Source organism: Kluyvera intermedia, from assembly GCF_034424175.1.
GTDB classification, from domain to species: domain Bacteria; phylum Pseudomonadota; class Gammaproteobacteria; order Enterobacterales; family Enterobacteriaceae; genus Kluyvera; species Kluyvera intermedia.
Genome location: NZ_CP139986.1, coordinates 396601 through 422678, shown reverse-complemented (window position 1 = coordinate 422678; position 26078 = coordinate 396601). Strand labels below are relative to the sequence as shown.

Sequence of the window (26078 nt, the reverse complement as noted above, 5' to 3'; positions counted from 1 at the left end):
TCCTTAGCGTTTTGCCTGCCAAATACGTTTCTGATAATCGCAGATAGAGCGATCGGAGCTGAACATGCCGCAGCGCGCGGTATTCAGGATAGCGGCACGGGTCCAGGCTTCCTGGTCGCGGTACAGCACATCAACCTGCTTTTGCGCTTCTACATAGGCGGCAAAGTCAGCCAGCACCAGGTACGGGTCACCGCCCTGTTTGCCAATGCTGTGCAGCATCTGGTCGAACGCATGCTTGTCGCCGTCGCTGTACTTCCCGCTTTCCAGCTCTTTCAACACGGCGTCCAGTTGCTTGTCAGCTTTACGCCATTTCAGCGGATCGTAACCTTTGGCCTTAATATCTTTCACCTGTTCAACGGTATGACCGAAGATGAAGATATTCTCGTCACCCACCTGCTCGGCGATTTCGACGTTCGCGCCGTCCAGCGTACCCACGGTCAGCGCACCGTTCAGTGCCAGCTTCATGTTGCCAGTACCGGAGGCCTCTTTACCGGCGGTAGAAATCTGCTCAGAAACATCAGCGGCCGGGATCAGCATCTCGGCGGCCGACACGCAGTAATCCGGCAAGAACACCACTTTCAGCTTATCGCCAACCGCAGGATCGTTATTGATAACCTCAGCGACTTTGTTGATAGCAAAGATAATGTTCTTCGCCAGGTAGTAGCCCGGCGCGGCTTTCGCACCAAACAGGAATACGCGCGGTACGCGGTCAGCCTGTGGGTTTTCACGAATCTCTTTATAGAGCGCCACAATGTGCAGCAGGTTCAGGTGCTGACGTTTGTATTCGTGCAGACGCTTGATCTGAATATCAAAAATAGCGTCAGTGGTAATTTCAATACCGGTACGCGCTTTGATAAAGCTGACCAGACGTTGCTTGTTCGCCAGCTTGATATCGCGATACTTCTGACGGAATTTGGCGTCGTCGGCGTATTTTTCGAGATTGATCAGCTGGTCTAGATCGTTCGCCCACTCTTTCTTCAGCGTTTTATCCAGCAGTGCGGCAAGCGCCGGGTTGCACTGTTTGATCCAGCGGCGCGGCGTGATGCCGTTAGTGACGTTATGGAATTTGTTCGGCCAAAGCTGGTGATATTCCGGGAACAGATCCTTCACCACTAAATCCGAGTGCAGCGCAGCAACACCGTTGACCGCAAAGCCGCTCACCACACACATGTTCGCCATGCGTACCTGTTTGTTATGCACCACCGCCAGCTTCGCCCAGACGGCTTCATCGCCCGGCCAGGTTTTATCGACCAGTTTCTTAAAGCGGTCGTTAATCTCTTTGATTATCTGCATGTGACGCGGCAGCAGCGCTTTCACCAGCTTCTCATCCCAGCACTCCAGCGCTTCTGGCATCAGGGTGTGGTTGGTGTAGGCGAAGGTTTTACTGGTGATAGCCCAGGCATCATCCCAGCTCAGCTGGTGCTCATCAATCAGCACGCGCAACAGCTCAGGAATGGCGATGGTCGGGTGGGTATCGTTTAATTGAATAACTTCGAAGTCAGCCAGTTCATGCAGTTTACGGCCTGCCAGATGGTGGCGACGAAGAATGTCAGCCACGGAGCACGCGCACTGGAAATACTGCTGCATCAGACGCAGTTTCTTACCCGCCGTGTGGTTGTCGTTCGGGTAGAGCACTTTGGTCAGTTTTTCGGCGTCGATACCCTGCTGTTCTGCACGCAGGAAGTCGCCGTCGTTGAATTTGGTCAGGTTAAACGGATGCGCATGCGTGGCCTGCCACAAACGCAGCGGCTGCGCCACGCCGTTACGGTAGCCGAGCACCGGCAGATCCCAGGCTTCACCGGTAATGGTAAAGGCCGGTTGCCATTCCCCTTTCACTACTTTACCGCCGATGCCGACCTGCACATCCAGCGCCGCGTTATGGCGGAACCACGGGTAGCTGCCGCGCTTCCAGTCGTCCGGCGCTTCCATCTGGTGACCGTCGTCAAAGGACTGACGGAACAGGCCATACTGATAGTTAAGACCGTAGCCCGTTGCTGACTGACCGACAGTAGCCATTGAGTCGAGGAAGCAAGCTGCCAAACGACCCAAACCGCCGTTACCCAGCGCCGGGTCAGTCTCTTCTTCCAGCAGGTCGGTCAGATTAATGTTGTAGCCTTTGAGCGTCTCGCTAACACCTTCATACCAGCCGAGGTTAAGCAGGTTGTTACCGGTCAGGCGACCGATCAGGAACTCCATGGAGATATAGTTCACATGACGCTGGTTTTTTGCTGGTTTTGCTACCGGCTGTGCGGAAAGTTGTTCCGCCAGCGCGCCGCTCACAGCCTGCCACCACTGGTGAGACGTCATTTCGGATGCGGCCTGTAGGCCAAATCGCTGCCACTGACGCGTCAGGGCAGCCTGGAATGAATCGTGATTGAAAGTAGGCTGTGACATAGCGAATTAGAATCCTTTTTACATAAACATTAGCGCTAGTGTGCCGGGCTGATTGCGCGACTTCCTCCTCCTGTCCCGGATTAGCCGGGGAGGAGTCGCAGGGATGAGCGAAAAGTGTGATCAACGACACTATAACGCGAACCGTCAAGGATGAATTTGTGTATTTTTCAATCAACATCATCACCCCCGAAAAGCGGAACCAGTGTCCAGGATTGAGTCAGAAAGATCTTCGTGTCCGCTCATAAAATGAAATCGTGTTTTGCAATATATATGCAAATAAGGAAACTATTACGTCGCTAAAATAAGCAACAAATTAATACGTATTGTTTCTACGGAAATTACCTTAGGTACCGTATGTTCTTATGCATTCTATTAGTAGCAGTCGCAAAAATTGATTTCACCCGCCACGACAAGCAGTTACGAAAACCTGAATTTCCGCGTGCTGACAGACTTTCTACGAGGATGGTATTAAATAGATAGAATTGTGACATATAGCAAATTCGCAAGCATCCAAACAGGACATAACTTGCAATACATAGCCATTTGACCGACCTTTGTATGGATTAATTACGAAGCGCGAAAAAATCCCATTTCTCAATCCTCACAGTGAAGTGATTAGCTATGTTGATTCCGTCAAAACTAAGTCGACCAATCCGTCTCGAGCACACCGTTGTTCGCGAGAGGCTATTGGCGAAACTTTCCGGCGCGAACAATTATCGTCTGGCGCTGATAACCAGTCCGGCTGGCTATGGAAAAACAACGCTCGTGTCACAATGGGCGGCAGGGATGAAAGATCTTGGTTGGTACTCGCTTGATGAGGGCGATAACCAGCAAGAGCGTTTTGCCAGCTACCTTATCGCCGCGATTCAACAGGCGACGGGGGGTCATTGTGAAGCCAGCGAAAATATGGTGCAAAAACGCCAATACGCGGGCCTGAGTTCGCTTTTCTCGCAGCTTTTCATTGAACTCAGCGAATGGCAGCGCCCACTCTTTTTAGTCATCGATGATTACCACCTGATAACCAACCCGGTTATCCACGATGCGATGCGTTTCTTCCTGCGCCATCAGCCGGAAAATCTGACGCTGGTTGTGCTGTCGCGCAATCTGCCGCAATTAGGCATCGCTAACCTTCGTGTGCGCGATCAACTCCTTGAAGTGGGCAGCCAACAGCTCTCCTTTACGCACGCCGAAACCAAACAATTTTTTGACTGCCGCTTAGCGTCGCCGATTGAAGCGGCGGAAAGCAGCCGTCTTTGTGATGATGTCGCAGGCTGGGCCACCGCGTTGCAGCTGATTGCCTTATCCGCACGTCAGCGCAATAACGCTACTCAGCACTCTGCGCGTCGTCTGGCGGGCATTAATGCTAGCCATTTATCTGACTATCTGGTTGATGAAGTTCTCGATAACGTCGACCAGGAGACGCGCAATTTCCTGCTAAAAAGCTCCCTGCTGCGCTCCATGAATGACTCACTCATCGCCCGCGTGACCGGTGAAGAAAACGGCCAGATGCGGCTGGAAGAGATTGAGCGTCAGGGGCTGTTTATTCAGCGAATGGACAACTCCGGCGAATGGTTTAACTACCACCCGCTGTTTTGCAGTTTCCTGCGCCAGCGCTGCCAGTGGGAACTGGCGGCCGAACTGCCGAATATTCACCGTGCAGCGGCGGAAAGCTGGATGGCGCAAGGTTTCCCAAGCGAAGCCATTCATCACGCGCTGGCAGCCGGCGATCCCAAAATGCTGCGCGATATCTTGTTAAATCACGCCTGGGGATTGTTCCACCACAGCGAACTGGCGCTACTTGAAGAGTCGCTTTCCGCGCTGCCGTGGGAAAGTCTGCTGGAAAACCCGCGTCTGGTGCTATTGCAGGCATGGCTGATGCAAAGCCAGCACCGTTACAGCGAAGTGAACACCCTGCTGGCTCGCGCCGAACAAGAGATGACGTCAGAAATGGACGCCTCTTTGCACGGTGATTTCAACGCGCTGCGTGCACAGGTTGCCATTAACGACGGCGATCAGGATGAAGCCGAAAGGCTGTCCAACGTGGCGCTCGAAGAGCTGCCGCTGGCGAATTTCTACAGCCGTATCGTCGCGACCTCAGTTCATGGTGAAGTGCTGCACTGTAAAGGGTTGCTGGGGCAATCCATCGCCGTCATGCAACAGACGGAACAGATGGCCCGTCGCCATGATATCTGGCACTACGCACTGTGGAGCCTTATCCAGCAAAGCGAGATTCTCTTTGCTCAGGGCTTCCTGCAAGCCGCCTGGGAGTGCCAGGAAAAAGGCTTCCAGTTGATCCACGAGCAGCATCTTGAACAGCTGCCGATGCACGAATTCTTACTGCGCATTCGCTCACAGCTGCTGTGGGCGTGGGCGCGTCTGGACGAAGCCGAAACCGCCGCGCGTACCGGTATTGAAGTGCTACGAACCTTCCAGCCGCAGCAGCAGCTTCAGTGTTTGAGCTTATTGGTTCAGTGTTCGTTAGCACGCGGTGATTTAGATAACGCCCGCAATCACCTGAACCGTCTGGAAAATTTACTGGGTAACGGCGCATACCACAGCGATTGGGTCTCCAACGCTGATAAAGTCCGGGTGATTTACTGGCAGATGGTCGGCGATAAAAAATCGGCCGCCAACTGGCTGCGTCATACGCCGAAGCCAGAATTTGCCAATAACCATTTCCTGCAAGGCCAATGGCGCAACATTGCGCGGGTACAGATTTTACTCGGTGAGTTTGATTCCGCTGAGATGGTGCTTGAGGAGCTGAACGAAAACGCTCGCTCTCTGCGCCTGATGAGCGATCTCAACCGTAACCTGCTGCTGCTAAACCAGCTCTATTGGCAGTCGGGTAATAAAAATCAAGCCCAGCGTGTTCTGCTCGAAGCGCTACAGCTAGCGAACCGTACCGGATTTATCAGCCACTTTGTGATTGAAGGCGAAGCCATGGCGCAACAGCTGCGCCAGCTCATCCAGCTCAATACGCTGCCGGAGCTCGATCAGCACCGTGCCCAACGCATTCTGCGTGAGATTAACCAGCATCATCGTCACAAGTTCGCCCACTTTGATGAAAGCTTCGTTGAGCGTCTGCTTAACCACCCGGAAGTGCCGGAGCTTATCCGCACCAGCCCGCTCACTCAACGCGAGTGGCAGGTGTTGGGACTTATCTATTCAGGCTACAGCAACGAGCAGATTGCCGGTGAACTGGACGTGGCGGCAACCACCATCAAAACCCATATTCGTAATCTCTATCAGAAACTTGGCGTGGCACATCGCCAGGATGCGGTGCTGCATGCGCAGAACCTGCTGAAGATGATGGGCTACGGCGTTTAACTTCTGCCTGATGGCGCTACGCTCATCAGGCAATGCCTACACCGCAGCACAAAGAGATAGCTACGTCACAATAGAGAATTAACGTAACCGTAAAGCGAAAAATTAGAATACTCAGCCTTAAGGCCACCTTTTATAAATGATGTCGTATGTTGGCACGTAATAATAAAAAGGTGACCCTATGTCGGCATTAACCGCAAGAATCAGTAATAAAGAGAAGTTTGGTTTTGGTTTGGGCGATGCCGCAAGCCATATCGTCTTCGACTCCTCTGTGGCCATCCTGGCCTATTTTTATACGAACATCTATGGTTTACCCCCGGCAGTTATGGGGACATTATTTTTAGTCGTTAGGGTTCTGGATGCCATTACCGACCCGATTATGGGTGCGATTGCCGATCAGACCAAAAGCCGCTGGGGGCGTTTCCGTCCCTGGTTATTAATCATTTGCGTACCGTTTGCCGTCAGCTGTGTATTGGTTTATTCGACGCCTAACTTCGAACAAACCGGTAAAATTGTTTATGCAGTTGTCGCCTATATATTTATGACTCTCATGTACACGGCGATTAATATCCCTTACTGCTCTTTAGGTGCAGCCATTACCGCCGACCCGAAAGAAAACCTGTCGCTGCAATCCTGGCGCTTTGCCGTCGCACCGATTGGTGGGGCAATGGGTACCGCGCTTATCCTGCCACTTGCAGACCTTATCGCACCGGGCGATAGAGCGAGCGGGATGCAGTGGGCGATGGGGATTTTTGGTGCTATCGGTTGTGTCATGTTCCTGATTTGCTTTATGACCACTCGCGAGCGTATTACGCCGGTCAAAGAAGAAAACCTGAACATTTTACGCGATGTGCGTATTTTGATGAAAAACGATCAGTGGCGGATACTGTCAATATACAACCTCGCGATGCTGTGTGGCGTAGTGGTACGCGGCAGTCTGCTGGTCTATTTCGTTCAATATATCCTTAATCAAGGCAGCAATATTATTTCTCTGTTTATGCTGGCCACCACCGTTGCCGCTGTAGTGGGTAGTCTGGCGGCTAAACAACTCGGCTCAAGGATGTGTAAAATTCGCGCCTCGGTATGGATAAATATCCTCAGCGCTTTATTGGGTTTGGCATTCCTGGTACTGCCCGCAAATTATTGGATTCCGGCGTTTATCGTGCATATTATCCTGAATATTTTGCAGGGTATTAACGCGCCGTTGCAATGGTCGATGATCACCGATGCGAATAATTACGGCGAATGGAAAACCCAGCGGCGTATTACCGGAATGAACGTCGCAGCGAATATCTTCATTATTAAATTGGGCGTGGCGATTGGCGGCGCATTAACCGGTTGGGGATTAGCTTTCTACGGCTACCAGGCGGGCGTCGAGCAGCAATCAGCGGAAGCTATCCGTGGGGTGTTAATCCTGTTTACGGTACTGCCGGCTATCTTCTACCTGATTACCGCAGTTTCTATCCGCTATTACCGGCTGACCGAAGATCGTATGAACGGTATCGTGGCCGATCTGAGCGAAGGGAAATTCCAGCAGCAGATGTCATAAACAGGGTAGCCCGGCCAAGCGTAGCGCCGCCGGGAATTCCCCGGAGTCGGCATTAACACGCCTCGTCCGGGCTACGTTTAGCACAGCTCCAGCTGCACTTCGTTTTCGGCAATCACCTGCATGACGCCCGGCGGTGGTAAAACGTCGGTATAGACTGCATCAACCATGCTAATGCTGCCCATGTTCACCATCGCATTACGACCAAACTTCGAATGGTCGACCACCAGGATAACGTGCCGGGAGTTGTCAATAATCGCCCGCTTGGTACGAACTTCATGATAATCAAACTCCAGCAGCGAACCATCGCTATCAATACCGCTGATCCCCAGAATGCCGTAGTCCAGGCGGAACTGGGAAATAAAGTCCAGCGTGGCCTCGCCAATAATGCCGCCATCGCGGCTTCGCAGTTCACCACCCGCGAGGATAATACGGAAGTCCTCTTTGACCATCAGCGTGTTAGCCACGTTGAGGTTATTGGTGACGATCCGCAGGTCGCTGTGATTGAGTAATGCGTGTGCAACGGCTTCAGGGGTGGTGCCGATATCAATAAACAACGCAGAGCCATTGGGGATCTGGCTGGCAACCTTGTGCGCGATGCGTTCTTTCTCAGCAGTCTGCGTCGCCTTACGATCGTGCCAGGGAGTATTCACCGCGCTGGACGGCAGCGCCGCGCCGCCGTGATGGCGCAGAATTTTTTTCTGTTCGGCAAGGTCGTTCAAATCACGACGAATCGTCTGCGGGCTCACCGAGAAATGCTCCACCAGCTCTTCCGTGCTGACATAACCCTGCAGTTTTACCAGCTCGATTATCGCGTCATGACGTTGTGTTTGTTTCATGATAAATCCCTGGAAAATTATGCTCGTTTTCGCACATTGTGCGTATCGACGAAGGCCATTGCCAGACCAATCACCAGCCCGGTGACATGCGCGCCGTTCGCAATCGACATGCCTAATACATCAAACCATCCGGCCACCAGCCAGATTAGCGAAAAGATAATCAGCCCACGCGGCAGGAAGATGCCGCTTTGCGGGTCACGCTCGCCGCGAAGCCAGGCATAGCCCATTAATGCATAAACGACGCCGGACAATCCGCCAAACCACGGGCCGCTGAACTGGTGCTGAATAAAGCCGCTGAGTAACGCACTGATAAGCGTGATGACCACCAGCTTACCGCTGCCAATTCGCTTCTCTACTGCGCCACCGAGATACCACCACCATAGCAGGTTGAAGAGGATATGGACGAAGGAGAAATGCATTAAAGCGTGGGTAAAGTAGCGCCAGACCTCAAATTTCAGAGAATCATCGTACGGCCAGGCCAGCAGCAACATCACCGGCTGATCGCCGATGACGCTCATCAGGATAAACACCAGAATACACGCGGCCATCACGCTTATCGTCACCGGGCCTGCGCCCGCTTTTAAGGTTTCCAGGAAGGGAAAGCGACGATAGTGCAGACCGCTGTTGGTCTGCCCGGATTGCCAGCTGGCGGCTAAATAGCGCGGGTCGGCAGGATTGGCGAGGAAACGTTCCAGTTCTTCGCGAACGCGCGTCTCCTGCGAAGCGTCAGAAAGCCAGACATCGCTGCGCTCATGCTGCTGGATTGTCAGAATAACGCCCTGCGTCGCCATGTAATCCACAAAGGCTTGAGCCACGCGAGGGTTAGTAAAAGAGGTGATCATCAACATACAGCAGGTCGCTCATATTCCACACAAAAGAGGACAGTATATACTGAAACCCTTACGGATATGTTGCATCAGCGCGTAAACACCGCCCACAACGAGGCGGTTTCAGGGGCAAGATGATGCCTCAGCGTTAAAAGGTCGCGTGTTCAACTTCAGCCGGGAAGTGGCGATGCCAGGCATCAAAGCCTCCATCCACGCTATAAACCCGGTCATAACCCTGTTGCAGCAGGTACTGTGCCGCACCTTTACTGCTGTTGCCGTGATAGCACATCACCATCACTGGCGTTTCAAAATCGTTATCGCGCATAAACGCACCCAGTGTGTCGTTGGTCAGATGAAACGCGCCCGGCGTGTGCCCAACGGCATAGCTTTGCGGGTCACGAATATCCACCAGTACCGCGGAGCTTTGCTGCAGCTTCTGATGCGCCTGTTCTACGTTAATACATTCAAACTGATCCATGGTGCTCTCTTATCGTTATGGCAGGTGTCTTACAGACGATATTTTACCGCCAAGTGTACGTCTTCAGGCCACGTAAACGCCAATATGTTATGCACATCACTCTAAATTGTTTTTTCTATGTTACCAAAAGCGCGATTGCTTGCTATTATGAGCGTTATCGAGCATTAATGAGCTATAACGAAAGTCCCTGAGGTAGCAATAATGGAAACCAAAGATCTGATTGTGATAGGTGGCGGTATCAACGGTGCAGGCATTGCGGCGGATGCAGCAGGGCGCGGATTATCAGTGCTGATGCTGGAAGCCAGAGATCTGGCCTGCGCCACCTCCAGCGCCAGCTCCAAACTTATCCACGGCGGCCTGCGCTACCTTGAACACTACGAATTCCGCCTGGTCAGCGAAGCGCTGGCCGAGCGCGAAGTGTTGCTGAAAATGGCCCCGCATATTGCCATTCCTATGCGTTTTCGACTGCCGCACCAGCCGCATCTGCGTCCGGCCTGGATGATTCGCACCGGCCTGTTTATGTACGACCATCTGGGAAAACGCACCAGCCTGCCCGCATCGAAGGGTGTGCGCTTTGGCGCAGATTCCGTACTGAAACCAGAAATCGTGCGCGGTTTCGAATATTCCGACTGCTGGGTTGATGATGCCCGCCTGGTATTAGCTAACGCCCAGATGGTAGTGAAAAAAGGCGGTGAAGTGCGAACCCGCACGCGCGCCATCTCCGCAAAACGCGAAAACGGCCTGTGGATTGTGGAAGCTGAAGATATCGACAGCGGCGAAACCTTCCGCTGGCAGGCGCGTGGCTTGGTTAATGCTACCGGCCCATGGGTCAAACAGTTCTTCGATGACGGCATGCAGTTGCCGTCACCGTACGGTATCCGCTTGATCAAGGGCAGCCATATCGTGGTGCCACGCGTGCATACGCAAAAGCAGGCCTACATCCTGCAAAACGAAGATAAACGCATCGTGTTTGTGATCCCATGGATGGACGAGTTTTCCATTATCGGCACGACCGACGTCGAATATCAGGGAGATCCCAAAAATGTCGAGATCGATGAAAGCGAAATTAACTATCTGCTGAAGGTCTACAACGGCCACTTTAAAAAGCAACTGACTCGCGAAGATATCGTCTGGACATACTCCGGCGTGCGTCCGCTGTGTGACGATGAATCCGACTCACCGCAGGCCATCACCCGCGACTACACGCTGGATATTCATGATGATCAGGGTAAAGCTCCGCTGCTGTCAGTCTTTGGCGGCAAGCTGACCACCTATCGTAAACTGGCGGAACATGCGCTAGAAAAACTGACGCCGTACTATCACGGTATTGGCGCAGCATGGACCAAAGGCGCGGTATTACCCGGCGGAGAGATTGGCAATGACCGTGACGATTACGCCGCCAAACTGCGTCGTCGTTACCCATTTATCAGCGAATCACTGGCGCGTCATTATGCCCGCACCTACGGCAGCAACAGCGAGCTGATTATCGGTGACGCGCGTGATATTGCCGGGCTGGGCGAAGATTTCGGTCATGAGTTTTATGAAGCCGAGCTGCGTTACCTGGTAGAGCACGAATGGGTTCGCCGCCTGGATGATGCAATCTGGCGTCGAACTAAGCAGGGAATGTGGCTGAATGCTGAGCAGCAGTCGCGTATTAGCGAATGGCTGGTGAAAACGCTGGGAAAGCCTGAGATGTCGTTGGCGTCGTAAGGGGTATGGCTGGGCGAGCATGTGCGCCCGGTGCTTTCCCGGCGGCGCTGCGCTTGGCCGGGCTACAATGTGCGAAATGTAGGCCGGGCGAGCAGAATGCGACGCTGGGAAAAGAAACGGGGCCAATCGGCCCCGTCTCTTTTTTTACAACCTCACCGGCTCAATATGCCAGATATTCTCGGCATACTCCTGAATCGTTCGGTCGGAGGAGAAGTAGCCCATATTGGCGATGTTATGCATCGCTTTGGTGGTCCACTGTTCCGGTTCACGATACAGCTCATCAACCTTGTCCTGACAGTCAACATAGCTGCGGAAGTCCGCCAGCACCTGATAGTGATCGCCGAAGTTAATCAGTGAATCGACCAGGTCGCGATAGCGTCCCGGCTCACCAGGGCTAAAGACGCCGGTGGCAATTTGCGTGAGTACCTGACGCAGTTCGGTATCCTGCTCATAGTAGTCACGTGGGCTGTAGCCCTTACGACGCAACGCCTCAACCTCTTCAGCTGTGTTGCCAAAGATAAAGAAGTTTTCCGCTCCCACGTGTTCCTGCATCTCCACGTTTGCCCCGTCAAGCGTGCCAATGGTTAATGCACCATTTAGCGCAAACTTCATATTACTGGTGCCGGAAGCTTCCGTCCCCGCCAATGAAATCTGCTCGGAAAGATCTGCTGCCGGAATGATCACCTGCGCCAGACTCACGCTGTAGTTCGGGATGAACACCACTTTGAGCTTGTCGCCAATTTGCGGATCGTTATTGATAACATCCGCCACATCGTTTATCAGATGAATAATATGCTTCGCCATGTAGTAAGCCGATGCGGCTTTACCGGCAAAAATATTCACCCTCGGCACCCAATTCGCCTCGGGGTCAGCCTTGATCCGATTGTAGCGAGCAATCACGTGCAGCACATTCATCAGCTGGCGCTTGTACTCGTGAATACGCTTAATCTGTACATCAAACAAGGCGTTAGGGTTCACCACCACATCCAGATTCTGGGCAATTAACGCCGCAAGACGTTTTTTGTTTTCCAGCTTGGCGTGTTGCACCGCCTGATTCACTTTCGGATAATCAATATGCTGTTCCAGCTCTTTAAGCTGGCTTAAGTCAGAGCGCCAGGTCTGGCCAATGTTCTCATCAAGCACGCCGGAGAGCGCCGGGTTTGCCAGCGCCAGCCAGCGACGCGGCGTCACACCGTTAGTGACGTTGGTGAAACGCATTGGGAAAATGGCGGCGAAGTCAGCAAACAGCGACTGCACCATCAGATTTGAGTGCAGCTCAGAAACCCCGTTCACCTTCTTACTGACCACCACCGCCAGCCAGGCCATACGCACGCGGCGACCGTTGGATTCGTCAATAATCGAGGTGCGACTCAACAGCCCGGTATCGTTCGGGTACTGTTCCTGTAAGGTCTTCAGGAAGTAGTCGTTAATCTCAAAGATAATTTGCAGATGGCGCGGCAGGATTTTGCCCAGCATATCCACCGGCCAGGTTTCCAGCGCCTCGCTCATCAGCGTGTGGTTGGTGTAGGAGAAGACCTGACACGCCACCGAGAACGCGTCATCCCAGCTGAATTTATGCTCGTCTATCAGCAGGCGCATCAACTCAGGAATCGACAGCACCGGGTGCGTGTCATTCAGGTGGATGGCAATTTTATCCGCCAGGTTGGCATAGGTTTTATGCAGCATATAGTGGCGGCTTAAAATATCCTGCACCGTCGCCGACACCAGGAAATATTCCTGACGCAGACGCAGCTCGCGCCCGGAATAGGTGGAGTCGTCCGGGTAAAGCACGCGCGACACGTTTTCCGAGTGGTTTTTATCTTCCACGGCGGCGAAGTAGTCACCCTGGTTAAATTTACCGAGGTTGATTTCGCTACTGGCCTGGGCATTCCACAAACGCAGCGTGTTGGTGGCATCGGTATCGTAGCCGGGGATAATTTGATCGTAGGCGACCGCAAGGATCTCTTCGGTCTCTAGCCAGCGACTGGCTTTGCCTTCCATCTGCACACGTCCGCCAAAGCGAACTTTATAGCGCGTGTTGTGGCGCGGGAACTCCCACGGGTTGCCGTATTCCAGCCAGTAGTCAGGTGACTCTTTCTGACGACCATCGACAATGTTCTGTTTGAACATCCCATAATCGTAGCGAATCCCGTACCCACGGCCCGGCAGCGCCAGCGTGGCTAGTGAATCAAGGAAGCAAGCCGCCAGACGGCCTAAACCGCCGTTGCCTAAACCGGGGTCATTCTCTTCATCAATCAGTTCTTCAAGATCGAGCCCCATCCCTTCCAGCGCGTTTTTGACATCCTCATACAGCCCTAAGGATAACAGCGCGTTAGAAAGCGTGCGGCCAATCAGAAATTCCATCGACAGGTAGTAAACCTGTCGCGTTTCCTGGGAAAGCTGGGCACGGTTCGAACGCAGCCAACGCTCGACCAGACGATCGCGAACGGCAAACAAGGTGGCGTTCAGCCACTCATGTTTGTTGGCGATAGCCGGATCTTTCCCGATGATGAACATCAGCTTATAGGCAATGGAATGTTTTAATGCCTCAACGCTGAGGGTCGGTGATGAATAGGTAAAAGGTGCATTCATAAATCAGATCCCCGTAGTTAGACCAGGCGTTGATACAGCTCGCGATAAGAGTGCGCGGCAACCTGCCAGCTAAAATCCATATTCATCGCCTGACGCTGAACATAGCGCCAGAGTGAAGGACGAGACCATAATACGAAAGCACGTCGGATAGCCCTGAGCAGCGACCAGGCGTTGCTATCTTCGAAGACAAAACCGCTGGCAATGCCATCGGCCAGGTTCTCCAGCGAACTGTCTGCAACAGTATCTGCCAGGCCACCGGTACGGCGAACCAGCGGCAGCGTGCCGTATTTCAGACCATAAAGCTGCGTTAAGCCGCAGGGTTCAAAGCGACTCGGCACCAGGATAACGTCTGCGCCGCCAATAATTCGGTGCGAGAACGCTTCGTGGTAGCCAATCTGTACCCCGACCTGCCCCGGATGTTCCGCAGCGGCGGCAAGAAAACCTTGCTGCAATACCGGGTCGCCTGCACCCAGCAGCGCCAATTGACCGCCCTGCTCCAGCAGGCCCGGCAGCGCTTCCAGTACCAGATCCAGCCCTTTCTGGCTGGTCAGGCGGCTGACCACAGCAAACAGCGGCGCGGTGTCGCTGACTTTCAGTCCCATCGCCACCTGGAGCTGGCGTTTGTTTTCTGCCTTCAACTCTAACGTATCGCGGCTGTAGCTCGCTGGCAGTAGCAGATCTTTTTCAGGACTCCAGATAGTGTCATCCACACCATTGAGGATCCCCGACAGCCGCCCTTCACGGTGGCGCTGACGCAGCAAACCTTCCATTCCATACGCAAACTGTGGTTCCGTAATTTCCCGCGCGTAGGTTGGGCTAACCGCGGTGATATGATCGGCGTAATAAAGCCCTGCTTTCAAAAACGAGATCTGTCCGTGGAACTCCAGGCCATGCATATTGAAGAACTCTCCAGGTAGCTGGATTTCATTCATATGGTGGCCGTAGAACAATCCCTGATACGCCAGGTTGTGTACGGTAAAGACCGATTTTGCCGGGCGACCGCGCGCTGCCAGGTAAGCCGGAGCAAGCCCTGCATGCCAGTCGTGCGCGTGCACGACATCCGGGCGCCAGAACGGATCCAGCCCACAGGCCATTTCACAGCCCACCCAGCCCAGCAGCGCAAAGCGCAGCACATTATCCGCGTAGGCATTCTGGTAGCCGTCGTGGTACGGGCTCCCCGGGCGATCGTAGAGATGCGGCGCATCAATCAGATAAACACCGACGCCGTTAAAGCGGCCGAATAACAGCGTCATGTGCCCGGCGAAAGTGTCGCGACGGGCGACAACTTTGGCATCCGGGATCCCACGACGAATGTCGGGGAACGCCGGTAACAATACGCGGGCGTCAACCCCATCAGCAATTTGTGCTGCCGGTAGCGCGCCAATGACATCCGCAAGGCCACCCGTTTTTAATAACGGGAACATCTCAGAACAAACGTGTAAGACCTGCATCATCGCTCCTGTTTGTACCCTAGTTGACGCAGCATTTCGCGCGTCACCAGCACAATCCCCTCTTCCGACCGGTGGAAACGACGCGCATCTTCTTCCGCATCCTCACCAATCACCATCCCTTCAGGGATCACACAAGCACGGTCAATCACGCAACGGCGCAGACGCGAGGAGCGCCCAACCCAAACGTCTGGCAATAAGACTGCCGAATCAATGTTACAGAATGAGTTCACGCGCACCCGAGGGAACAGCACCGACTGCACTACTACGGAACCGGAAATAATACAGCCGCCAGACACCAGCGAGTTCAGAGTCATCCCATGGCTGCCCGAGCGGTCCTGAACGAACTTCGCCGGAGGCAGTGATTCCATATGCGTCCGGATCGGCCAGTGCTGGTCGTACATATCCAGTTCAGGCGTCACAGATGCCAGGTCGAGGTTGGCTTTCCAGTAAGCTTCCAGCGTACCCACATCACGCCAGTACGGTTCAGACTGCGGGTCAGACTGCACGCAAGACAGTGGGAAAGGATGTGCATAAGCCGCGCCAGCTTTGGTAATTTTGGGAATTAAATCTTTGCCGAAATCGTGGCTGGAGTTTTCATCGTTATCATCTTGCTCCAACAACTCATAAAGGTAATCTGCATCAAAGACATAGATACCCATGCTGGCGAGAGATTTGGTCGGATCACCCGGCATCGCCGGCGGATTGGTCGGCTTTTCGATGAAGTCGATGATCCTTTCATTCTCATCTACCGCCATCACGCCGAACGCCGGTGCCTCTTCAATGGGCACAGGGATGCACGCCACGGTGCAGCGCGCGCCTTTTTCGACATGGTCGATAAGCATGCGCGAGTAATCTTGTTTGTAGATATGGTCACCTGCCAGGATAACCACATATTCCGCTTTGTAGCGGCGAATAATATCAAGGTTCTGGGTTACCGCATCCGCAGTACCGCGATACCAGTTTTCACCGTGCATACGCTGTTGAGCGGGTAGCAGATCGACAAATTCATTCATCTCTTCGCTAAAGAATGACCATCCGCGTTGGATATGCTGCACCAGCGTATGCGATTGATACTGGGTGATCACGCCAATACGGCGGATCCCGGAGTTCAGGCAGTTCGACAGCGCGAAGTCAATAATACGGAATTTGCCACCAAAGTGGACGGCCGGTTTGGCGCGTTTATTGGTCAGATCTTTCAGTCGCGAGCCGCGTCCGCCAGCCAGAATCAGGGCGACAGATTTGATGGGTAACTGGCGAGCCAGCATTAAGGGATCGTTGTGTTCTAGCCTAACCATGATTAACTCCTTTTGTTGCTCGTCCTTCCGGGGAATTTGGGTTATCCCTACGTTAACGTAGGGTTCCGGGTAGTTCAGAGACTATGACCTTTGAAATACGCACACTCCGTGCGCGGGCCCATGCCAGACAGCCATGACCACCGGAGTATCCTCTCCGGTGAACGGAGGAACGGCGCGCCATTCCCCCTCGGGTAACGTGATACTTGCTTCGTTTTGCGTTGCGTTGAGCGTAATAAGCCAATGCTGGGAAAGCAGGATCTGTATCCGGCGCACGCCTTGCTGCCATTCGAAGGCAGACAACGGTTGTGCATCCTGATTCAGCCACTGAACGTTGCCATCGCCCTCCTGCCACCAGCGGTCATCCGTCAGCGCCGGGATTTGCTGGCGCAGATGAATGAGAGCGGCGGTAAAGTCGGTGAGCGCAGAATCCGCAGTTTCCCAATCAAGCCAGGTCAACGCGTTGTCCTGGCAATAGGCATTATTGTTACCTTGCTGGCTGTGACCGTGTTCGTCACCGGCCAGCAACATTGGCGTTCCCTGTGATAACAGCAGCGTAGCCAGCAGCGCCTGAACGCTTGCCTGCCGATGCGCCATAACCTCAGGGCTCCCTTCCAATCCTTCTATACCATGATTATTGCTATGGTTATTGTTGCTACCATCGCGGTTTTCTTCACCGTTGGCGTCATTGTGTTTACTGTTGAAGCTGACACAGTCACGCAAGGTGAATCCGTCGTGTGCGGTCACCAGATTAATGGCAGCGCTGGGATGGCGTTCCTGACGCTGGAAGATGTCGCTAGAGGCGGCGAAACGTTGGGCAAATTCACCCAGCGATATCGACTCCTCAAGCCAGAAGCGACGCATACCATCACGGAAACGGTCATTCCATTCACTAAACGGCGGCGGGAAATTCCCGACCTGATAGCCCCCAGCGCCAATATCCCAGGGTTCAGCAATCAGCTTCACCGTGGAGAGCACCGGGTCTTGGTGGATAGCGTTAAACAACGGCGCATCCTGGCGATAGTCCGGCGTACGGCCCATCACCGACGCTAAATCAAAGCGAAAACCATCAACATGGCAGACATCAACCCAAAACCGCAGGCACTGCCGGGCATACTCAACCACGCCCGGGTGGCTGAGGTTCAGCGTGTTACCGCAGCCCGTCCAGTTTTGATAATCGCCATCGTCCCTTAACCAATAATAGCTGCGGTTATCGATCCCCCGCAGAGATAAGGTCTGACAATGCAGATCTAGCTCGGCGCTGTGATTTAACACCACGTCGAGGATCACCTCGATACCGGCCTTGTGCAGGGCTTTGACCGCATCGCGAAACTCATTCAGCGCCTGACCAGGCTTGCTGGCATAACGCGGTGACAGCGCAAACAGTGCCAGCGGGTTGTAACCCCAGTAGTTTTTCAACCCCATTTGCTGCAAGCGTGGTTCGTCAGCAAAATGGGCCACCGGCAACAGTTCCAGCGCGCTAATGCCCAGTCGCTTAAAGTAGTCAATCATCACCAGGTGGCTGAGCGCTTTGTAAGTACCCCGGATCTCTTCCGGCAGCCCCGGGTGGCGGTATGTCAGCCCCTTCACATGTGCTTCGTAGATGACCGTATTGCCCCACGCAATGCGCGGCGCAACGTCATCCTGCCAATCATATTCCAGACAAGTGACCACCGATTTAGGCGCAATCTCCGCCGTATCACGAACATCCGGTGCGTCGTAACCACCATGATAATGCGGGTCATCAAGCGGCTCGCCTTCGGCGCTGAAACAACATGGATCAAGCAGCAGCTTGGTCGGATTAAAACGGTGCCCCTGATGCGGCTCCCATGGGCCGTGTACGCGGTAGCCGTAACGCAGTCCGGGACGCGCCTGTGGCAAATAGCCATGCCAGATATCACCGCTGCGCGCGGGTAAGTCGTGGCGCGTTTCATTGCCTTCATCATCAAACACACAGAGCTCGACTCGCTGAGCATGCGCGGAGAAGAGCGTGAAATTCACCCCTTCACCATCAAAACTTGCGCCCAGCGGCGCGGGTTTTCCTTCAGCGAGTTGATGCATGCTTAATCCCCTTCCCGAACTAGCCAGACGGTCGACAGCGGCGGCAGCGTCAGGCTAAGCGACTGCGCGCGGCCATGGCTTTCGATGTCGTCGCTACGTACCTCACCGCCATTACCCGCATTGCTGCCGTGATAGTGGCCAGAGTCGGTATTGAGCACTTCACGCCAGCGGCCCGGCTGATTAATACCGAAGCGATAGCCATGACGTAGTACCGGGGTAAAGTTGCTGACCACAATAATCTCGTTGCCCGCTTTATCACGGCGGACAAAGGCAAACACCGAGCGCTCATGGTCATCAACCACTAACCATTCGAAGCCATACTCATCGAAGTCCAGCTCATGCATGGCTTTGTGGTGGCGATAGGTATGGTTGAGGTCACGTACCAGACGCTGTACCCCGTTATGCCAGTTATCGCCCCCTTCCAGCAGATGCCAGTCGAGACTGCCGTCAAAATTCCATTCACGGCCCTGAGCAAACTCGTCGCCCATAAACAGCAGTTTTTTACCCGGGAAGGCAAACAGCCAGCCGTAGTAGGCGCGCAGGTTGGCAAACTTCTGCCACGCATCGCCAGGCATGCGGTCGAGAATCGATTTCTTACCGTGAACCACCTCGTCATGCGACAGCGGTAACACGAAGTTCTCGGTGTGGTTGTACAGCATCCCGAAGGTCATTTTGTCGTGATGGAATTGACGATGAATCGGGTCGAGCTTCATGTAATCCAGGGTGTCGTGCATCCAGCCTAAGTTCCACTTAAACCAGAAGCCCAACCCACCCATGTCAGAAGGTCGCGAGACGCCCGGGAAGTCCGTTGACTCTTCCGCCATGGTGACCGCACCCGGTACCTGTTCGCCCAGCACGCGGTTGGTGTTGCGCAGAAACTCAATTGCTTCGAGGTTTTCGCGACCGCCAAATTCGTTGGGGATCCACTCGCCCGCTTTACGAGAGTAGTCGCGGTAGATCATTGACGCCACCGCATCGACACGCAGCGCGTCAATGCCAAAACGTTCAACCCAATACAAGGCATTGCCCACCAGGAAATTACTCACTTCACGGCGACCGTAGTTGTAAATCAGGGTATTCCAGTCCTGGTGGTAGCCTTCGCGCGGGTCGCTATGCTCGTAGAGGTTGGTCCCGTCAAATTCCGCCAGCGCGAAGTCATCCGACGGGAAGTGCCCTGGCACCCAATCGAGGATCACACTGAGCCCGGCGGCATGGGTCGCATCGATAAAGTAGCGGAAATCTTCACGGGTGCCGAAACGGCGGGTCGGTGCATACAGCCCGGTTGGCTGATAACCCCAGCTACCATCGAACGGGTGTTCGTTAATCGGCAACAGTTCCAGATGGGTGAATCCCATCCATTTGGCATACGGGACTAATTGATCCGCAAGCTCCCGGTAGCTCAACCAGAAATTGTTGTCAGTATGACGGCGCCAGGAACCGAGGTGGACTTCGTAGATAGAGATAGCGGCATCAAGCTGGTTAGCCTTTTTGCGTTCTTCGGTCTGCACCACTTTCGGCGGCAGGCCGCAGATCAGCGAGGCCGTATCCGGGCGCATTTGCGCCTCAAAAGCATACGGGTCAGCCTTCACGCGTAAGGTGCCGTTCGCATCGATCATTTCGAACTTGTACAACTGACCGTTGTGCGCGCCGGGGATAAACAACTCCCAAATACCGGACTCCCGACGCAGCCGCATTGGATGACGGCGGCCGTCCCAGTAGTTGAACTGGCCGACAACCGATACTCGATGGGCGTTCGGTGCCCAAACGGCAAAGCGCGTCCCGGTGATGCCGTCCATGGTATCCGCATGTGCGCCCAGCGTTTCGTAGGGCCGCAAGTGGGTACCTTCAGACAGCAACCATGCGTCTAAATCCTTAAGCAGTGGGCCAAAGCTATAGGGATCATCAATAAGATTCTGTTGGCCATGCCAGACGACAGCCAACTGATAACGGAAGAAATTTTTACGACGCGGCAGGATGCCACAAAAGAAACCGCGAGCGTCTATGCACTCCAGTTTGCCGATTTTACGCCCGGTTTTAGGTTCAATCACCCATACGTCGGTCGCATCAGGCAGTAACGCCCGGACTTCCAGTCCTGATTCCGTTCGGTGCATCCCCAATACAGAGAAAGGGTCCGCAAAATGACCTGCAATCAGCGCGTTAATCACGTCTCTATCAATACGATCGGACATGCTTCATCATCCTTTATTTTTTTGTGTCGCCTCAATCCACTATAAGTGGCGACATTTGTGACTCGAACGGTGCAGCACAAAGAAGAGTGCTCTTTCAACTCCATTCAACCTTCAGTCAAGGCGACAGACCTTGATTAAAGCATAGCCAACGCTTTACCTGACTCCTGGGATAAAATTAAACATCTTTGCGTTTACTCCTTGTATTACGCAAAAAAAAGGGATGGTCTTCCACCCCTCATCAATGAACAAATGTTTACGCCAGCTGGCGCAACATACGACGCAGCGGTTCCGCAGCACCCCACAGCAGCTGGTCGCCAACGGTAAACGCTGACAGATATTCCGGCCCCATGTTCAGCTTGCGTAAGCGCCCGACTGGCGTGGTCAGCGTGCCGGTGACGGCTGCTGGCGTTAATTCACGCATGGTGATTTCACGGTCGTTTGGAACCACTTTTGCCCACGGGTTGTGTGCTGCCAGCAATTCTTCCACAGAACTTATGGAAATATCTTTTTTCAATTTCAGGGTGAATGCCTGACTGTGGCAACGCAGCGCGCCTACGCGTACGCAGAGGCCATCAACCGGGATAACCGACGAGGTGGCGAGGATTTTGTTGGTCTCGGCCTGGCCTTTCCACTCTTCGCGGCTCTGGCCGTTATCGAGCTGTTTGTCGATCCATGGGATCAGGCTGCCCGCCAGTGGAACGCCAAAGTTATCTACCGCCAGGTCACCGCTGCGCGTCAGGGTGGTCACCTTACGTTCGATATCAAGGATTGCGGAAGCCGGGTTAGACAGCTCGCCGGAAACATGATGGTGCAATTGGCCCATTTGGGTCAGCAGTTCACGCATGTGGCGCGCGCCGCCGCCGGAAGCGGCCTGGTAGGTTGCCACAGAGGCCCACTCAACCAGATCGTTTGCAAATAGCCCGCCCAGGGACATCAGCATCAGGCTGACGGTACAGTTACCGCCAACGAAGGTCTTCACGCCGTTGTTCAGACCATCAGTGATCACTTGCTGGTTTACCGGGTCGAGGATGATAATGGCGCTATCGTCCATACGCAGCGAAGAGGCCGCATCAATCCAGTAACCCTGCCAGCCGCTTTCACGAAGCTTCGGGTAGATTTCGTTGGTATAATCGCCGCCCTGACAGGTGACAATAATGTCGAGCGCCTTCAGCGCCTCAAGATCGTAAGCGTCCTGAAGCGTACCTCCACCGTTGCTGCCAAAGGTTGGCGCAGCTTGCCCTAACTGGGAAGTGGAGAAGAAGACCGGGCGAATGGCGTCAAAATCGCGCTCTTCCACCATGCGTTGCATGAGTACAGAGCCGACCATCCCGCGCCAGCCGATAAAACCAACATTTTTCATAGCGTATTATCCTGCGAATATGTGCTGTTAATGCTTACCAGTTCCACTGGGCATCCCATCACATTACAAAAAGCAGCTAAAGTCGCAAGTGAAATTAATCAATGATTGCGTCGCAATCAGAAATGCAACTTATCCCCGTACGATGGGGAGCACATTTACCCGCGTCTAAATCCGTGATTAGGGTGAGGTGTAGAGCAGAAAGTCCTTAACGATTATCAGGGAATTTGAGTAATGAGTGATATCTTTTCCGCCGCTGTTTTATTGATCCTGATTATGGATCCACTGGGTAATCTACCCATTTTCATGTCAGTGCTAAAACACACGGAACCCAAGCGCCGCAAGGCGATCATGATACGTGAGCTTTTAATCGCACTTCTACTCATGCTGATTTTCCTCTTCGCTGGCGAGAAGATTCTGGCGTTTTTAAACCTGCGCGCAGAGACGGTTTCTATCTCCGGCGGCATCATTTTATTCCTGATTGCCATTAAGATGATTTTCCCAAGTGCGACGGGAAATAGCTCCGGTCTGCCCGCGGGTGAAGAACCGTTTATTGTGCCGCTTGCCATTCCCTTAGTTGCCGGGCCGACGCTGCTGGCGACATTAATGCTGCTGTCGCATCAATATCCCAATAATTTGTCGCACCTGGTGATTGCGCTGCTGATTGCCTGGGGCGGTACGGTGGTGATTTTGCTGCAGTCGTCGCTGTTCTTGCGTCTGCTGGGTGAGAAAGGGGTGAACGCGTTAGAGCGTCTGATGGGATTAATTCTGGTGATGATGGCAACCCAGATGTTCCTGGATGGCATTCGGATGTGGATGAAAGGATAAAACAATTCGGCCGGGCAATTGCCCGGCCGAATGTGTCTGGTTTGTAGGCCTGATAAGCGCAGCGCAATCAGGTGGTCTGGCACTCATTGCCGGATGGCGGCTTTGCCTTATCCGTCCTACAAACGATGCATCAGCTTAATAACGTAAACGCCACCATACCGACAATCGCGCCAACCGTACCGAGGATGGTTTCCATCATGGTCCAGGTTTTCAGGGTTTGTGCTTCGGTCGCGCCGGTAAATTTACCGAACAACCAGAAGCCAGCGTCGTTCACGTGGCTGACGACGATAGAGCCGCCACCGATACAAATAGACAGTGCTGCAAGCTGAGCGCCATTGTAATGCAGTTGTTCAATAACCGGCATCACCAGACCCACTGCGGTCAAACAGGCAACCGTGGCAGAACCCTGAATAATACGTACTGCCGCTGCCAGGATGAAGCAGGTCAGCGCAATCGGCAGACCCATCCCGGTCAGGGCTTCACCCAATGCCGGGCCAACGCCTGAATCCACCAGCACCTGTTTGAACACGCCACCGGCACCAATCACCAGCAGAATAATCCCCGCAGGCTGCAGCGCCGCGCCGCAAATCGCCATCACTTTGTCTTTTTCCATGCCCTGACGGAACGCCAGACCATAGATAGCCACCAGGCAGGCAATCAGGATCGCGGTGAACGGGTGGCCGATAAATTCAAACCACTGATAGGTTTCTGACCCCACCGGCACGAAACGCGCAGCGACGGTTTTCAGACCCACCAGCACCAGCGGCAGCAGGATCAGCGCGAGGCTAAAGCCGAAGGATGGCATTTTGCCCTCGCCCAGGTGCGGCTCGGTGACGTCTTCAGGAATATTCAGCTCAACGTAACGGCTGATAAAGTTGCCCCACAGCGGCCCGGCAATCAACATGCCCGGGATCGCGGCACACAGGCCAATCAGAATCATCCAGCCAAAGTCAGCGTGCATCTGGGATGCCAGCAGCATCGGCGCTGGACCCGGTACCAGGAACGCAGCAGCTGCTGCTACGCCGGCAAACAGTGGGATCACCAGCTTAACCAGATTGGTACCTGTGTGGCGTGCCATGGAGAACGCTACGCTAATCAGCAGCACGATAGCCACTTCAAAGAACAGCGGCAGCGCACAGATAAGACCGGCCAGGCCAATCGCGTAGTGTGCGCGGCTGTGACCAAACGATTTCAGCATCTTGACGGCAATCTGATCGACCGCGCCGGTCTCATGCAGAATCTTGCCGAACATTGCGCCTAAAGCAACGACAATCGCCAGGAACCCTAGCGTGCCGCCCATGCCTTTCTCCATAGTTTCCGCGATTTTAATCAACGGCATACCGGAGAACAGGCCTGCACCAATAGAAACCACCATCAATGCCAGGAAGGCGTGCATACGCGCCTTCATGACCAAAAACAGCAGCAGTAAAACAGAACCCACTGCGGTTAAAACGAGCGTTAAAGTTGTCACGCGATACGGCCTTTGTTAATCACTTCAATCGTGCTGTCGATAACGCCATCCAGCGGCTGATCGATATCAACCACCAGCACGTCACGTTCGTCAGCGCCCGGCTCTTGCAGGGTTTCGAATTGGGTCACCAGCATCTGTGTTTTGAAGAAGTGGCCTTTGCGCGCCTTCAGGCGGCTTTCAATCACTTCGAAATCCCCTTTCAGATAGACGAAAGAGAGATTCGGGTTACCTTCGCGCAGAATATCGCGGTACGCTTTTTTCAGCGCAGAGCAGACAATCAGCGAGACTTTATTGGTACGTTGCATAGCGAACGCCGCGTCATTCAGCGCTTGCAACCATGGTTTGCGATCGTCGTCGTTCAGCGGTTCGCCGGAGGACATTTTGACGATATTGCTACGCGGATGCAGGAAGTCGCCATCCAGAAACGCGGCATTTAAACGATGCGCAACTTCGCTGGCAACCGCAGATTTACCGCTGCCAGAAACGCCCATCAGTACATAGACGTGGTGATCGTGGTTAGTCGTGCTCAAGGCGTCCTCCTGTTGGGCACTAAAGAATTGTTACGGGTAACAGTTATCGGTAACATTGTCCTGCCGGGCAAATGGATAAGCAATAACCATTCGTGCCGGAAGCGAATGCTAAGTGAATTTGTGTGATCTAGTTCAAAGTTGTTAGGGCTAAATAGATCCACCCGGTGACAACGTGAAACCTAAATCTAACATTTTAGGGGTAACAGTCTCACCACGAATTCGTGCCAGCAAACGTTCTGCACCAATGCGGCCCATGCGCTCACGCGGCGTCAGCACGCTGGCGAGACGCGGTTCCATCACCTGGCCGATGTCATGGCCGTGGAAACCGGCAATCGCGATATCGTCGGGAATTTTCAGCCCCAGACGTTGGCACTCAAACGCCGCGCCGACCGCCAGGTCATCGTTGGTACAGAAGATTCCGTCAAGCTGTGAGAATTCACGCCGCGCCTGGCGCATGAGTTCAATGCCCGAGGTGTAAGAAGAAGACTGCTCGACCATCACGCTGTACGGCGTTAAACCGGCATCCAGCATCGCCCGCTCGTAACCCTTCTGCTTGATGATAGTACGTTCGTCGAGACGTGCGCCCAAATAGGCGATGTGTCGGTGACCGCGGGCAATAATGGCCGCCGTCATCTGGCGTGCGGCTTCGTAGTTATCAAAACCGACGGCAATGTCGAGACACGGAGATTGGCTGTCCATCAGCTCCACCACGGGGATCCCGGCGACTTCAATCATCTTCAGGGTGCGGGGAGTGTGGGTCCGTTCGGTGAGGATAAGACCGTCAATATTCCACGAGAGCATAGATTCCAGACGCTCCTGCTCCATCTCCGGCTTATAACCGTAGTGTGCGAGCATCGTCTGGTAACCGTAAGCGTCGGTAACGCTTTCCACGCCGCGCAGCACTTCGGCAAAAACCTGGTTGGTTAATGACGGTAACAGCACGCCGATAGCCCGGCTGGTGGAGTTTGAGAGAATGTCGGGAGCCCGATTGGGGATGTAACCCAGATCATCAAGAGCCGCCGCAATTTTACCGCGCAACGCCACGGAAACCTGTTCCGGGTTACGTAAAAAACGGCTAACCGTCATTTTGGTCACGCCAACGCGATCGGCAACATCCTGAAGTACGGGTCTTTTCTTTTTCATCGTCCAGAGGCAAACAAAAGTGAAATATTTCTCAAGTTTACCACGG

Annotated in this window: 17 protein-coding genes; 4 read left to right on the top strand and 13 right to left on the bottom strand. The window is 53.8% G+C overall.

The features are described 5' to 3' along the window. Positions 1-3 precede the first annotated feature (3 nt). Positions 4-2394 carry a maltodextrin phosphorylase gene (gene malP / locus U0026_RS01910; RefSeq protein WP_062775633.1) on the bottom strand — a complete coding sequence of 797 codons (2391 nt, stop codon included), beginning with the start codon at positions 2392-2394 and terminating at the stop codon, positions 4-6. 621 nt (positions 2395-3015) lie between these two features. Here malP and malT point away from each other — a divergent pair. Continuing rightward, on the top strand, positions 3016-5721 hold the full coding sequence (gene malT / locus U0026_RS01905) for an HTH-type transcriptional regulator MalT (RefSeq protein ID WP_062775631.1): 2706 nt from the start codon (positions 3016-3018) through the stop codon (positions 5719-5721). A gap of 178 nt (positions 5722-5899) precedes the next feature. Next, entirely contained in the window at positions 5900-7267 is a 1368-nt protein-coding gene (locus U0026_RS01900; RefSeq protein ID WP_062775629.1) for a glycoside-pentoside-hexuronide (GPH):cation symporter, read from the top strand. Between the two features lie 77 nt (positions 7268-7344). Here the strand turns inward: U0026_RS01900 and U0026_RS01895 are convergent, their stop codons facing one another. The 3 genes from U0026_RS01895 to glpE all read right to left on the bottom strand — a co-directional run bounded on the left by U0026_RS01895 (position 7345) and on the right by glpE (position 9408). Next, complete coding sequence (locus tag U0026_RS01895; RefSeq protein WP_062775627.1) at positions 7345-8103, bottom strand: DeoR/GlpR family transcriptional regulator; 759 nt, start codon at positions 8101-8103, stop codon at positions 7345-7347. Between the two features lie 17 nt (positions 8104-8120). Continuing rightward, positions 8121-8951 (bottom strand): rhomboid family intramembrane serine protease GlpG, encoded by an 831-nt coding sequence (gene glpG, locus U0026_RS01890; protein ID WP_062775624.1) that lies wholly within the window; start codon positions 8949-8951, stop codon positions 8121-8123. A 127-nt stretch (positions 8952-9078) separates the two neighbouring features. Beyond that, complete coding sequence (gene glpE / locus U0026_RS01885; protein ID WP_062775623.1) at positions 9079-9408, bottom strand: thiosulfate sulfurtransferase GlpE; 330 nt, start codon at positions 9406-9408, stop codon at positions 9079-9081. A gap of 201 nt (positions 9409-9609) precedes the next feature. Between glpE and glpD the strand changes: the two genes are divergently transcribed. Continuing rightward, positions 9610-11118, top strand: coding sequence for a glycerol-3-phosphate dehydrogenase (gene glpD / locus U0026_RS01880; protein ID WP_062775622.1), 1509 nt, complete (start codon positions 9610-9612; stop codon positions 11116-11118). A gap of 144 nt (positions 11119-11262) precedes the next feature. Here glpD and glgP read toward each other — a convergent pair whose 3' ends face one another. The 6 genes from glgP to asd all read right to left on the bottom strand — a co-directional run bounded on the left by glgP (position 11263) and on the right by asd (position 22063). Next, the gene (gene glgP, locus U0026_RS01875; RefSeq protein ID WP_062775620.1) at positions 11263-13710 is read right to left on the bottom strand and encodes a glycogen phosphorylase; all 2448 of its coding nucleotides are present in this window, start codon (positions 13708-13710) and stop codon (positions 11263-11265) included. A 17-nt stretch (positions 13711-13727) separates the two neighbouring features. After that, on the bottom strand, positions 13728-15161 hold the full coding sequence (gene glgA / locus U0026_RS01870; RefSeq protein WP_062775619.1) for a glycogen synthase GlgA: 1434 nt from the start codon (positions 15159-15161) through the stop codon (positions 13728-13730). Beyond that, positions 15161-16456: a glucose-1-phosphate adenylyltransferase gene (gene glgC / locus U0026_RS01865; RefSeq protein ID WP_062775617.1), complete on the bottom strand. Its 1296-nt coding sequence runs from the start codon at positions 16454-16456 to the stop codon at positions 15161-15163. Before glgC ends, glgA begins: the two co-directional genes overlap by 1 nt. Before the next feature lie 81 nt (positions 16457-16537). Then, positions 16538-18514, bottom strand: coding sequence for a glycogen debranching protein GlgX (gene glgX / locus U0026_RS01860; RefSeq protein ID WP_062775616.1), 1977 nt, complete (start codon positions 18512-18514; stop codon positions 16538-16540). 2 nt (positions 18515-18516) lie between these two features. Then, on the bottom strand, positions 18517-20703 hold the full coding sequence (gene glgB, locus U0026_RS01855; protein ID WP_062775614.1) for a 1,4-alpha-glucan branching enzyme: 2187 nt from the start codon (positions 20701-20703) through the stop codon (positions 18517-18519). 253 nt (positions 20704-20956) lie between these two features. Beyond that, the gene (gene asd, locus U0026_RS01850) at positions 20957-22063 is read right to left on the bottom strand and encodes an aspartate-semialdehyde dehydrogenase (protein WP_062775612.1); all 1107 of its coding nucleotides are present in this window, start codon (positions 22061-22063) and stop codon (positions 20957-20959) included. Positions 22064-22294: 231 nt separating this feature from the next. On the opposite strand from asd, the gene U0026_RS01845 reads away from it, so the two are divergent. Next, positions 22295-22888, top strand: a complete 594-nt coding sequence (locus U0026_RS01845) for a YhgN family NAAT transporter (protein ID WP_062775611.1) — start codon at positions 22295-22297, stop codon at positions 22886-22888. 130 nt (positions 22889-23018) lie between these two features. Here the strand turns inward: U0026_RS01845 and gntU are convergent, their stop codons facing one another. The 3 genes from gntU to gntR form a co-directional block, all read right to left on the bottom strand. After that, positions 23019-24359: a gluconate transporter gene (gene gntU, locus U0026_RS01840; protein WP_062775610.1), complete on the bottom strand. Its 1341-nt coding sequence runs from the start codon at positions 24357-24359 to the stop codon at positions 23019-23021. After that, complete coding sequence (gntK, locus tag U0026_RS01835; RefSeq protein WP_062775608.1) at positions 24356-24889, bottom strand: gluconokinase; 534 nt, start codon at positions 24887-24889, stop codon at positions 24356-24358. Before gntK ends, gntU begins: the two co-directional genes overlap by 4 nt. Positions 24890-25036: 147 nt before the next feature. Next, positions 25037-26032, bottom strand: a complete 996-nt coding sequence (gntR, locus tag U0026_RS01830; protein ID WP_062775606.1) for a gluconate operon transcriptional repressor GntR — start codon at positions 26030-26032, stop codon at positions 25037-25039. Between the last annotated feature and the right edge of the window lie 46 nt (positions 26033-26078).